12 protein-coding genes are annotated in these 11,377 nt (G+C 52.0%); 7 read left to right on the top strand and 5 right to left on the bottom strand.

Features of this window, described 5'->3' with window-relative positions; translation table 11 throughout:
• Positions 1 to 241 precede the first annotated feature (241 nt).
• Positions 242 to 2,512 (top strand): Eco57I restriction-modification methylase domain-containing protein, encoded by a 2,271-nt coding sequence (locus tag ACFR9S_RS15325; protein WP_379818993.1) that lies wholly within the window; start codon positions 242 to 244, stop codon positions 2,510 to 2,512.
• 49 nt (positions 2,513 to 2,561) lie between these two features.
• Here ACFR9S_RS15325 and ACFR9S_RS15320 read toward each other — a convergent pair whose 3' ends face one another.
• Positions 2,562 to 3,233 carry a tyrosine-type recombinase/integrase gene (locus ACFR9S_RS15320; RefSeq protein ID WP_379730302.1) on the bottom strand — a complete coding sequence of 224 codons (672 nt, stop codon included), beginning with the start codon at positions 3,231 to 3,233 and terminating at the stop codon, positions 2,562 to 2,564.
• 95 nt (positions 3,234 to 3,328) lie between these two features.
• Between ACFR9S_RS15320 and ACFR9S_RS15315 the strand changes: the two genes are divergently transcribed.
• Positions 3,329 to 3,892: a hypothetical protein gene (locus ACFR9S_RS15315; RefSeq protein WP_379730303.1), complete on the top strand. Its 564-nt coding sequence runs from the start codon at positions 3,329 to 3,331 to the stop codon at positions 3,890 to 3,892.
• 17 nt (positions 3,893 to 3,909) lie between these two features.
• Here the strand turns inward: ACFR9S_RS15315 and ACFR9S_RS15310 are convergent, their stop codons facing one another.
• Together ACFR9S_RS15310 and ACFR9S_RS15305 are read right to left on the bottom strand one after the other, a co-directional pair.
• Positions 3,910 to 5,328, bottom strand: coding sequence for an argonaute/piwi family protein (locus ACFR9S_RS15310; RefSeq protein ID WP_379730304.1), 1,419 nt, complete (start codon positions 5,326 to 5,328; stop codon positions 3,910 to 3,912).
• Positions 5,325 to 6,749 carry a hypothetical protein gene (locus ACFR9S_RS15305; protein WP_379730305.1) on the bottom strand — a complete coding sequence of 475 codons (1,425 nt, stop codon included), beginning with the start codon at positions 6,747 to 6,749 and terminating at the stop codon, positions 5,325 to 5,327. Before ACFR9S_RS15305 ends, ACFR9S_RS15310 begins: the two co-directional genes overlap by 4 nt.
• A gap of 112 nt (positions 6,750 to 6,861) precedes the next feature.
• Here ACFR9S_RS15305 and ACFR9S_RS15300 point away from each other — a divergent pair, with 112 nt between their 5' ends.
• The 5 genes from ACFR9S_RS15300 to ACFR9S_RS15280 all read left to right on the top strand — a co-directional run bounded on the left by ACFR9S_RS15300 (position 6,862) and on the right by ACFR9S_RS15280 (position 10,084).
• Positions 6,862 to 7,710 carry a hypothetical protein gene (locus tag ACFR9S_RS15300; RefSeq protein ID WP_379730306.1) on the top strand — a complete coding sequence of 283 codons (849 nt, stop codon included), beginning with the start codon at positions 6,862 to 6,864 and terminating at the stop codon, positions 7,708 to 7,710.
• Between the two features lie 116 nt (positions 7,711 to 7,826).
• Positions 7,827 to 8,504, top strand: coding sequence for a hypothetical protein (locus ACFR9S_RS15295; RefSeq protein ID WP_379730307.1), 678 nt, complete (start codon positions 7,827 to 7,829; stop codon positions 8,502 to 8,504).
• A gap of 91 nt (positions 8,505 to 8,595) precedes the next feature.
• The gene (locus tag ACFR9S_RS15290; RefSeq protein ID WP_379730308.1) at positions 8,596 to 9,162 is read left to right on the top strand and encodes a hypothetical protein; all 567 of its coding nucleotides are present in this window, start codon (positions 8,596 to 8,598) and stop codon (positions 9,160 to 9,162) included.
• A gap of 57 nt (positions 9,163 to 9,219) precedes the next feature.
• Complete coding sequence (locus tag ACFR9S_RS15285) at positions 9,220 to 9,654, top strand: TRAM domain-containing protein (protein WP_379730309.1); 435 nt, start codon at positions 9,220 to 9,222, stop codon at positions 9,652 to 9,654.
• Positions 9,655 to 9,811: 157 nt separating this feature from the next.
• Positions 9,812 to 10,084 (top strand): hypothetical protein, encoded by a 273-nt coding sequence (locus ACFR9S_RS15280; protein ID WP_379730310.1) that lies wholly within the window; start codon positions 9,812 to 9,814, stop codon positions 10,082 to 10,084.
• An 84-nt stretch (positions 10,085 to 10,168) separates the two neighbouring features.
• On the opposite strand, the gene ACFR9S_RS15275 is transcribed toward ACFR9S_RS15280, so the two are convergent.
• Together ACFR9S_RS15275 and ACFR9S_RS15270 are read right to left on the bottom strand one after the other, a co-directional pair.
• A complete protein-coding gene (locus tag ACFR9S_RS15275; protein WP_379730311.1) occupies positions 10,169 to 10,864 on the bottom strand; it encodes a nucleotidyltransferase family protein in 696 nt (231 codons plus the stop codon).
• Positions 10,861 to 11,377, bottom strand: a 517-nt coding sequence (locus ACFR9S_RS15270; protein ID WP_379818992.1) for an RNA polymerase subunit sigma-70, incomplete at its 5' end; no start/stop codon positions are given. The genes ACFR9S_RS15275 and ACFR9S_RS15270, both read right to left, overlap by 4 nt.

The raw sequence follows: 11,377 nt of genomic DNA, 5'->3' as shown, positions 1-11,377 counted from the left end.
TACCACCTGAAAGTTGCTTTACTCATATGAAAATGATGGATACGAGGGTGACTTTCGACTGTACTGGTCAATACACTTGTTGAATAGAGTGTGAGAAGCAGCTCGCATTTCACTAGCATTCGTAGATCAAGTCGAAAATAGCCAATAGCGAGACGCTCAGTTGATGCAATGCATTGAGTATTTCCAGCGGCTCGAAGCTGAAGGGCAAGGCTGGGAGCTAGAGAGTCGGAGTCGTGAAGAATTGGAGGGCATCGAAGAGGGGCACGGGGGGATGTCACTTTTCGCAAAGCGATCTATCATCCTTAACAATCTCTATGGGGTCGATATCGAGGACGGAGCAGTTGAGATCTGCAAACTACGCTTGTGGCTGTCGATGGTCGCTGATATCGAGGACGAACCGAACGAGGTCGAACCACTCCCGAATATTGATTTCAACATCCGTCAGGGTAACTCGCTAATCGGGTTCACAGAGCTCCAAGAAGTCGCACGGGAGGATGCCGGCGACGCGTCACTCTCGAATTGGGGTGTCGGAACTGCAGTCAAAGATCTCTATGAAGATGTCATTCGGGAACAGGACCGCCATCGAGCTGCGGATTCAGCCCGTGAAGCGCAGAATGCTCGTAAAATGGCTGAGCGAAAAATCGACACCCACAGCGAGGAGCTTAATGAGAAGATTCGCGATCAGTTCAACGAATTTGTCGACGAGGAATTTTCTCTTGAGGAATTAGAGGAGTTCTCACCGTTTCATTGGGTGCTCGAGTTCGCGACAGTCTATCGCGAAGGCGGCTTTGATGTCATCATTGGAAACCCACCGTGGGATGAGCTGAAGCCATACCGGACGGACTTCTTCCCAAAGTACGATACTGAGTTTCGTAGCCGCCCGCCAGGTGAAAAGGATAAGAAGGTAGAGGAGCTCTTAGAGATCCCTGAAATCGCTGCCGAATGGGAGAAGTTCCAGCGCGACAAGGAACGGCAAGCGACCTATATCAACAAGAGTGGAGAATATCAGTACCAAACGCCAAGCGTGGAAGGACAACAGGTTGCACGGACGAACGACCTATCTCTACTGTTTTTCGAGCGAGTCTATGATATCGTCAGAGATGGTGGTTACGTTTCTCAGCTACTTCCTGGTCCGTTCTTTAACGCCGCAGCTGGGAAGGATTTGCGAGTACATGCCTTGGAAGAGTCTGAGATTCAGAGTATCATCGGATTTGAAAACCGAGGCATCTTCTCCGACATAGACACTCGGTATAACTTCGGTATCGTCACGTTCCGAACAGAGGGAAGCACTGATACTGTCCACGGAATCTTTCATCAGACTTCCGTTGACGCTCTTCGGTCGATTGACGATGTAGCTCTAGAAATTCCAGCGCGCATCCTCAAAGAGTATTCTCCCGGAGCTCGAATTTTCCCCAACATCGAGGAACAGCGGGAGGTCTCAGTGCTGGATAAAATTCTCCAGACACCTCCATTGGCGACTGAAATTGAAGGTGCTTGGCGTACGGTCCTGTACAAGGAACTGGATCGGGGACGAGATCGGGATAGATTCATCGAAGACGAATCCAAAGGGGATTATCCGGTCTATCAGGGAAAGAACATCCACCAATTCTGTTATGAGTCGACCTACGTCGACGACCTTGAACCAATCTCTTTGTGGAGTGTCGATGAGGATAACGAGGAGCTGAGCGCGAAGCGTCGCGTTCGAGAGAAGAACTTCCGTGCCCGGGACGATGCGATCAGCCTCAAGAAGGCTATCTTCAACAAGTTCGCTGATGATCCTGAGTTCCGCCATCTCCCGACAAGTTCCCAGAAGCGTTTCGTCAATCGGTTGCTAACAGAGGAATTCGACCGCCCCGAACTTTCTTTGGAGGACGTCCGTCTCCATAGTTCTGAGTACCGGCTTGTGCTCCGTGAGGTCGCTCGTGCAACCGACGAACGGACGCTCATTGCGACTGTAATCCCACCGGGTGGAGTCGTCGTCCATACGCTGTACACGGTTCGGCCATTCGAGGCAAACCCTACCCAGGATGATCTTTCGGAATTCCCGATGCACAGTGCTTACGACCGTATTTTCTCTGATAAGGAGCTTTTCGTCGCACTTGGGCTGATCAACAGTATCCCGTTCGATTTCTTGATGCGGACAAAGGTTGATTCCCACGCCTCGAAGTACAAGTTTGAGGAGTCACAGGCTCCTCGTCTCACTGACGGCGACGACTGGTTCCACTACATCGCTGATCGAGCGGCGAAGCTCAACTGTTATGGTGAGGAGTTTGCTGAGATGCGTGAGCGACTCGGCGGGATTGAGCCGGCGACGGATATGGAGACTCGGCGTGAACTACAAGCCGAAGTCGACGCGGCCGTGTTCCACGCATATGGGCTGGATGAAGAGGAAATGCAGTTCGTCCTTGATGACTTCCATCGGGTGTCTAATCCTCGAATTATGACAGAAGCGTACTTCGAGAAGGTTGCTGAGAAATACACTCATCTTGGGGACGTAGGGCCGATGGAATAACTACTGAATTAGCGCTACGCCTGGTTTCCGGACATCAGTGGGTTCAGCTTTACTGATGAATACTGTCCAGCGCTCGCCGGGTCATCGCTCCATCGACATTCAGATATTGACGTGCAGTCGTGATGTCCTCCCAACCGAACATTGCTCGGAGTGCGGGGAGATCCAAGCCTCTTCCTGCATGGTACGACGCTGCTGTTGCACGTAGTCCGTGTAACGAGGTTGCGTCGTTGGACAGTTCTGGAGACAGTTCAAGCGCAGTCTCCAGCCGTCGCTGTAAGGTCGAGAACGAATATGGCCAACCGCCATGTTCGTTAAGTAGTAATTCGATCGCGATTCGGACTCGATACGAGAAATGGTACGGAACTGTTCGAGACGCGGCCTCTGTTTTCGGGAGCCAATAGCGATCCGCAAAACTCTGGAAATCCTTCTTGGGATTATGGTCCATCCGTTGTTTCACCGCTTGTCGACAGTAGCCGCAGATACCGCCGTCACGTCCCTTTGTACAATCTTCGTGTGTGGGAATTTGAATCATCTGACGCTCCAGGTCAATCCACGAAGTAGACAGGTGCGTCGTCTCTCCTGGTCGAAGTCCCAGACGTCCCCCAAGGAGGATAGCGACTCGTGTTTCAAGACGTCTTTGCGTATCTGTTATCCGCCCAGCCCCTTCTAACAATAGTTCGAACTCGCGTTCGCTAAGAGCTCTTTCTCGTGTGGCTACCATACCTGTCGATGTCTGTCGATACTATGATAATCCGTATCTTCTCCGAGTGCCAAGGAGTATAAAGCGACATACCACTAGACCCTCAACTCTGGGATATGTCTAAGCCCGACATCGAAGTTCTTGACGACGGTGATGCTTATCCTTACTCTTCCCACATCCGAGTTGACGAAACTGAAGTACAACTCGGAGATCTCCTATTGGTCTTCGAATCCGGTGAGAGTCATTCGGTGAACTTCTTCGAGCAGATTTGCGGATTCACTTGGCCAGGAGTCATTACCCACGTCGTCGACGGCCCTGTTCCTGCCGAGTTTCACGAGTTCGACTCTTTGTCTGAGGGGATTGATAGTGGGAAACTCACTATTGCTCCACAGCGCGAACAAACGAGCTTCTTCGTCGACGATGATACCGTCCGCACGATCACTCTCTATCGATACCAGTACCAGGGCGGGTGGCAGCCGATCCTTATTGATGAGCGACGAGACCCACTCGAGGATACTTCCTTCAATGAATCAATTACTCTCTGTGAAGATGGAGAGCAGGTAATTGAAGAACTACTCGGGACGAGTTCCCCTGAGGAGAAGCAGGAGATTGAGCATATCCGCGAATTTCTGCGGTCTGCTGGTTATCAGCTAGATTCAATCTCTGATTCAGACGAATAAGCCTCTCACTCACCGATTCACATATAGTAGAAATACTGTGGCCGAACCTCTGAAATGGACTCAGTATCTACTTCGGAGAGGATCGTGCCGACACGCTTTGCAACACTCACGGTTGCTGGCATCCGAATTGCGTAGTCCGATGTATTCCAATCGAGTTTAGTGAAAAAGAGAATCTCCTTACAGATCTCTAACGAGGGTGTCTCACAAATCTCATCAGGTCGGATCTCAATCGGTGATGGTACTCCACTCCCCTGATAGGTCGTCTCTTCCGGGACATATCCGGATGTGTAGAGATAGTGAACGTCGTCATCAGGGACGCTCAGGAGGGTTCCCCGCATGGCGGGATAATCTGTAGGTGGGAACAACCTGACCTTTGGCCGCCTACGAACCCATACAAGGTCTAAATCGCGAACACCGTCCGTGGCATCAAGCAACCCTTCACGTTCTTCTTCCCAGAAGACAGATGGTTTATGTAGGACAAACCGGCTGGGAAGGGTCCCTTTCTGAGCTTCGTAGTATTCCAGAATCTGCTCACCCACCTGTCTAGCCGCCTCATATGAGAGATGGGGAGATCCATTCTCGTCTTCGGTGATATCCGGGAGCGGATCGCTCTGAAGGATAATATGGTCCCGTCCGTGAAAGACGTGAGCAAGAGCAGCTCGAATTACATCGTCTCCTTCGTCTCGCTCTCTGTAGAACGAGAGCCCTGCGTAGCAGTGCCCATTTTCGATTTGCCGAGTTTTCCAGGGATGCCCTCGTTGAGACTTGTATAGAAGTCCAACTGTGAGATTCCAGGCCCGAGATGCTCGCTGTCGGTCAGTACGGATCGAAAGTGTGGATGGCTTAATCAGCTGTGTGGGGATTCGAGCCTCCATCCCGATCAGTTTGATTCGGTTTCGCAGGTCAGAACCTTCCGACTGGATTCGCGCATGGTCTTGGTTCTCTGGAGTACACGCGTCCATCACTTCTTGCGGAATACAGACGATGATTGCGTTCGGCTGAACGGAATCCCGTTCGATTATCTCTATGTCTTTCCGCACTAGCTTCAGGAATCGCTCCATCCGGTCTCTGGGGGTTGATTTACTCGTAACAGATTGGATGTCTCGTCGACGAATCTGGCGTCTCCAGCCCTTTTTTGCATTAATAGAGAGATTGAGCGGGGAACTCTTACCTAGGCCGGGATACGGAACCTGCCACGGATTATCACTTGTTCCTGGATGGATCCCGACCTCCATATCATGAAGTAGTTCGGTCAACCGGCGGATCGAATCTCGATCGCCGATAATCCCGAGTTTGATTGTATGGTGTCCTTCCTCATAGAGCCGGGGACCATATCTGATAAGGCCTCGTTTGGGGGAGGTTTCAGTACCTCCTTCAAACTGAATCTCTGGCTCCTCGAGGTGACGAAGCGTGAACGGGGAAGCTTCAGGCGTCATTGTTCAATTCCACCTGTGCTTTCGAGATCAGAAGCTGACTCGATGAGCTCATCACGTTCGTCTCCGTCTTTGGGCGGGCGGACATTGAGGGACAGCGAGTCAACTCTGGTTACTTCGAGTTCCTTTACGACGGGTATCTTTTCACCCATAAACCGGTCAAGCTGGGTCTGATCCGACATCAGCAACTCTTCCCAGACACGCAGCTGGCGGTCGTACTTACTATTCTGGGCGTGGAAACGATTTGGCGAGAAGTCGTTTTGGAGCCGTGATTTACGCTCGCCTGTTACAGGTCGACGACCATCTGAAGTGAAAACCTGTGTGGGTAGCAGAACGTAGTGGTATTCTCCCGCATAGCGCCGTACTCGTACTTTGACACCGCGGTGGATGACATCGGGGTAGGAGTCTAACTCCTTTGCAACCCATGATCGACCTAGTTTTCGTTCGGTACCGTGCTGTCTGCGGTCTAGTTCCGGGTATACGGTTGTTCCCTTCTCACGGTCGATGAGACAATCGTTATCTCTTGCAACGAGAGTGAAAATCCCTCTGAGAAGGGACCTTACGATATTTTCACGCTCCTCTTCTTGAGCCCGCGTTTGGAGGAACTCCTCGAACTCTCGTGTTTCGAAACGGTCCTCGTGTATGTAATGACGAGTAGACCCCGGAAGATGGTCCGGATGAACGAGCGAATATAATTTCCGCTCGTGAAGCTTGATGGGGAACGCTTCGTTGTTGTAATTATAGACTCGAGCAGATTCGGCATCCTCTGTCGTCTCTATGATGTACAGTGTCTCTGGGTAGCGGGTTACCTGAAACAGATTCGTCGCATATTCTGTTTCCTCAGAAACCGGTTCATACGAATGAAGATATGGTTCGTACTGGAACCGTTCTGTTTTCTCGAGTTGATGAGCTTGTTGACGGAGGTCATCGTATGTACCTACGAAAACATGGGTATCAATAGCAAAATCTCGGAACTCATCTACATCAGTATCATCTAGCCGATCTACGACCTCATCGTTAACGCTGTCTTTGAGTTTTTCGTAGAAGTCGACTAGTTTCTGATTATCGGTGACATCACGATCGAATAGGGCTTTCCAGAGCTGGTCATTAGAGAGTGTCTCCGTAAAAATATAGAAATCAAAACGGTGGGGTTGGGGCTGTTTGATGTATTCGAGGAAATACCGGGCGAGTTCGTCTCTAAAATCATTCGGGCTGAGGCCTGTGGAATACGCTTTTGCCTCAGCTACCACTTTATCGCCCGTAGCTTTGTTCACAAACTGAATATCGTCAAGCGTAGAGTGGAAGGCTGAATCCCGTTCGACCATGTAATTCAGCCCTTCCATGTACTCGATGACGACTTCCTTATAGTCCTCCCCGCGTCTCGCCGTCCCTTCCCGCTCTTTATATAGATTGTAGATGGGCACGTTGTATCTCGTTACAAGGAAGTCTCGTGTGAATTACTTTTCCCTCAGTCGTTGGATAGTCTACTGGGATACGACGGTACTTCTATAATCCGAGCGGTATATATTGGAGATAATGAACCGCGAGGACTTGGGAACGACTCTGCGTCTCCTCAATCGCGAACGTGGGGCCGCGGATGCGTTACCGAAAAAGTCGCTTCACAAGCTCCTCTACCGTATTGACGTCAAATCTGCCGAGCGAAATCTGGATATCTCGATCCCGTATTATTGGTATCTCTTTGGTACCGTCTCTCCAGCCACGCCCTCGACTGTCCCCTCAGCGAGTATTAACGAGCCCGGACTTGAAGATCGCCTACGTTCTGTTGTCTCAGAGGCTCTCTCTGAATATTACGAACATGGATTAGAATGGCTCACAGACCTAATGTATGATGATGCACCGTATCAGGTTCAGCGGGATTTTCGGGAGTTAGATAAGAAAATACGAACGTTACATACGGAGTACCACGATTTCTTTGAGGTTGACCCAAGCAGAGAGTCGGTACTCAGCTCCGTCCACGACACTTTTGAATCATTTCCAAACAACCGATTTCCGGAGTACGATCGACCACTAATCAAGTGGTATAACGCGGTCACTCGAGAACTCCATTCGCATTCTCCTGATCCCTCCAGATTGATGACGGTGAATGTAACGTTCTGGCGTATCTTTGCACTCGAGCTTGCTCAACGGCATGCCCAGGGAATGTCTCCGGAAGAGGTCCGTGGGAACCTCGGTATAACCTCGTTTGAGGAGGCCCGGAGTTCTGCGATCCAGAAACTTGACGAATTCGAAGAGGAAGACCTTGATGCGAAATTTTCTGGATTAGCGACTGAACTCGAATCTGAACGGAGTGCAGCTGACGAACTTGTTGCTCCGATTCTTGAACGCCGGGGAATTGCGCACGAAGATCTCCATCCGGGCCAATGACTCGATACTTCGTAGACACTAACGTCCTTATTGGACTCACGTTTTCTCACGACCGGTGGGCCGTAGAAGCAGAGCGTATCCTAGACGGTCATAACACGCTCTTCACGAGTGAGTTTGTGATCTACGAGTATTGCAGCCGTCCACAAGGAGCGCCTCGAGTTGTGTCCGACCCCGATCAGCTACAGGTTGACCCTGACGATACCGATGGCGTGTTCGGGACCGTTCTTGAAGAGTTTCAAGAGAATGTCGAGGATAATATCCCAATGTACAATCGAGAAATCGATTTACAGCGCTACGATGGGCTTTCCTTTGAGAGGATCTTAGAGATTTTCTTCGATAATATTGAGGTTCGAAGTCAGGCCAAGCCACACTTTGTTCGGCACTTCCAGAACTACTTCTCCTCGCGCGAAATCACCCCGCGGAATGCGAAACGGTGTGTCGAAGATCTTCGAGATCGCGTTCTCTATGACGCAAAGGAGCGGAAAGACGCACTAATGGATGCTGTCCACGTCATGTCGTCAACTTATGACGATCAGGAGCGCGCTCGCGGTCTAGTCAAAGAGCACATCGGAATTCGAGAGTCCCGAATTCCTCCAGTAGACTCTCAGTGGCTTCTTGACGCAATAGGGCTTGCAGAACGCAATGTGCTTCAGCGTGTTGTGACCGGAGATAAGAAAGACATCGTCCGATATCAGCAACAGCTGACGTCATTATTTGATGTTTCAATCCTCTATATTTTGGATGAGTTTCATACTCGTTCCCAAGTCGGTCAGGATTCACACGAGATTTTCTGATTACGCAACGACTGGTTAGAAGGTACACTGTCGCCGGAACTGAGGTCCATTCTGACAGGAAGTACTTATAGGTGCCCTCCGGACGAAACGTATGGGACTCTTTGAGACCTTATTTAGCTCATCCACCGGGGATACGGTCCCTCAGGCACAGCAACCGAGCCAGCACGAAATCTTTTCCGAAGACACGTACAACGTCGCCTACGCTGTAGCCGCTCGGCGTGAAGAAATTCGGGCGTTAGAACACCTTCTAGAAGCGGATCAGACCTCACCTACCGCCTTGGAGGCTGAGCCTTTCCTTCAGGATATAATCGAAGATATGGAGCGGGATCGGGAATACTCCCTCCGCCTTCGCACCTCTGGGGAGGAGCTCGTCGACGATATCCGTGAACTCATAGAGCATTGGGACAATCAGGTAGATGAGCAGATAGGGACGATTTGGTGGCCTATCGGAGCAGATACGACGTTCAGCCTGTACCTCCATTATCTGGAACTCCGTGCTGATGCGGAGGATGACCAATTTTCGTTCCCGGAGTCTGCTGGACAGGTTCACACTCTCGTCCAGCGTGGTCTTAGTGCAATGGAAGATGATGACGACTCGAAGCTCGCTGTAGTCCACAAGCGAGACATTCCTTGGGAAGAACCAGCTGAGGACAGCTGATCCAGTTCGCTCCTTCTCAAAGAGACCGATTAATTGTATCCAGTATCAAACCCAGTTATGGTCGAAATCTCAGACTCCCTGTGTTCACTGTTCACTGCGAAAATTAAGGAGGAGGATGGCACATTCGTCATCGAGATTCCTCCGAGTGAGATCAAGCATGGGGCGCTGACTGTTGATGAAACGTACCGCATCGCTCTTCTTGATTCATCCTCCGAAGCTGAATCAACATCTCCACAGGGCCCACGGCATCCCGCCCCTCAGGGGACCACGAGCCACGATTCATCTGGTCCTCCTGTTGATGAGGGAGAAGTGCGCGACGTGACAATCGAAACCGTCGGTGATCAAGGAGACGGTATTGCGAAAGTCGAACGGGGGTACGTCGTGATCGTTCCCGGCGCTCAACCCGGCGACGAGCCAACAGTCGAAATCGAACAAGTTCAGGAGAACGTCGCGTTTGCGAGCATCGTCGATAGCGATCCGCGAGCACTCTAACCCATTGTCCATTCTGTGGATCGGTCTTCTTCTCGGTAAACCATCGGTGTGAGAAGGCTCCGTTCGCGTTTGTCTGATGGAGGTGGTTCTGAAAGTCACGTCACGCTTTCTTCACGCGTTCGCGATGGCACAACCTTCCAAGGCCGATATTCAATCTATGACAAAGGAACCGATTGAGGTACTCGACGACCTGGCCGACCAGGTCGTCGATGAGTTCGAGGCGTATAGACAGCCGGGCGAATTCAAGGATATCTCGCTCGTGATCGAGAACAGCGACGAGGAGCGTCCGACGCTGATCGTCCACGTCGGTAGGGAGGATGCGGAGGCCCTTGCCGACCGCATTGATGAGTTCCTCCGCGAGCACGGTGCTCGTACTGAACGGGAACGACACTCAGCTACGGATGTCCGTGTGTTAGCGACGGTCGACTGACACCGCCACTCCAATTTTTTGACTGACTGCAAGCACCGCTGAAGGGCCCTATCTTCACTTCCGATCAAGGGGGTCCTGACCGCTTCAGCTCAGGTGGTCAATCTGTGCAGACAGATACTCTTGGAGAGCGGTGACCGTTTCTTCTGAGACAGCTGAGGCCCCGAAGTCACTCCGAAATCCGTGCTTGAGTTCGTCGCTCTCTAAGATCTCCAGGCCACGCTCAAGTTGCTCCCGTAGCGAATCGTCGTTCCCTCGCCGCAGGTGGGGCGTGATAGCGTCAAGGTCGATTTCTTCTGCGACTGCTAGGACATCTCGAAGGTCTGTTTCACGGCTGCTATGGAGCTTTGCCGCGACGAGGACTGCCCCTTCGATCACTCTGGCCGCCGTCGTCACTGTACCCCCGCTCACCTCCTGTTGGTGGCTGTGGTCGTACAGGTAGTCGAACGACCACTGTGCCTCCGTCTGGCGACATCCGAGTCCGTTTACCAGGAGATCGAAGCCGATCGGCTGTTGCGGCGTAAGCCGCTTTTCGTATTCGATCACCTCAGTGTCGTAGAACCATTTCTTGGCGTGACTGTCCGTTTCCTCGAATCCCTGCTGTTCGAGGAACTCGACGAAGTCAGCCTTGGAGTCCGGCGCGACGACGATATCGAGGTCCGTGGAGAAGCGAGCATTGAACGCTGAGACAGGGTAGCCGCCAACAAGAACGTACTCGTGACCCTGTTGGGTGAGCTCCTCGAGCAGTTCGATGAGCGCGTCACTTCGGTTGTTGAAGCTCATAGCTGTGCCCGTTCGGTCTCTCGATACGTGACGCCGAGGTCGAGGTCCTCGTACATCCGGTCGAGCATCGCCAGCCCCGACTGGAACTGGGCGTAGTTCTCGCGCATATACTCGATTGTCTCTGCTCTCGGGATCACCGGGTACCCTTCGACGTGCTCGATATCGAGTGACGCGTGTGGCTCGAGGACGATCTGCAGCGGTCCGTCCAACTCGTCTCGGGGCTGTCGTTCGAATGCGGTCGGGAGGTCGAACCACTCGAAAAATGTCTCCCAGGCGTCGACGTCCTGCTCACGAACAGCGAGGAACAGTGGATAGTCGTCGGGCTCGCGACCGACCTGGTAGCCGCCCTGAGTCCACACGTAGACGGCGTCGATCCGCGTGAACGCGAACGGCCAGTCACTGAACTGTGGGATGACGTACGTTTCCTCGATGGAGGGTGGACTGACGCCGGCGCTGGCAGCGACGAGCTCGAGCGCTGCGTCGTGTACACGCTCGTCGACTATAGTGAGGCCG

Origin of the sequence: Halolamina salina, from assembly GCF_042678005.1 — an archaeon.
GTDB lineage: Archaea > Halobacteriota > Halobacteria > Halobacteriales > Haloferacaceae > Halolamina > Halolamina salina.
Note: the sequence above shows the minus strand (reverse complement) of the source record. Positions and strands in the feature narration are given on the sequence as shown.

Coding starts and splice junctions, on each gene's coding strand:
- ACFR9S_RS15320 (WP_379730302.1), bottom strand. CDS start 3,233: ATGGTAGCCACACGAGAAAGAGCTCTTAGCGAACGCGAGTTCGAACTA.
- ACFR9S_RS15315 (WP_379730303.1), top strand. CDS start 3,329: ATGTCTAAGCCCGACATCGAAGTTCTTGACGACGGTGATGCTTATCCT.
- ACFR9S_RS15310 (WP_379730304.1), bottom strand. CDS start 5,328: ATGACGCCTGAAGCTTCCCCGTTCACGCTTCGTCACCTCGAGGAGCCA.
- ACFR9S_RS15300 (WP_379730306.1), top strand. CDS start 6,862: ATGAACCGCGAGGACTTGGGAACGACTCTGCGTCTCCTCAATCGCGAA.
- ACFR9S_RS15290 (WP_379730308.1), top strand. CDS start 8,596: ATGGGACTCTTTGAGACCTTATTTAGCTCATCCACCGGGGATACGGTC.
- ACFR9S_RS15285 (WP_379730309.1), top strand. CDS start 9,220: ATGGTCGAAATCTCAGACTCCCTGTGTTCACTGTTCACTGCGAAAATT.
- ACFR9S_RS15280 (WP_379730310.1), top strand. CDS start 9,812: ATGACAAAGGAACCGATTGAGGTACTCGACGACCTGGCCGACCAGGTC.
- ACFR9S_RS15275 (WP_379730311.1), bottom strand. CDS start 10,864: ATGAGCTTCAACAACCGAAGTGACGCGCTCATCGAACTGCTCGAGGAG.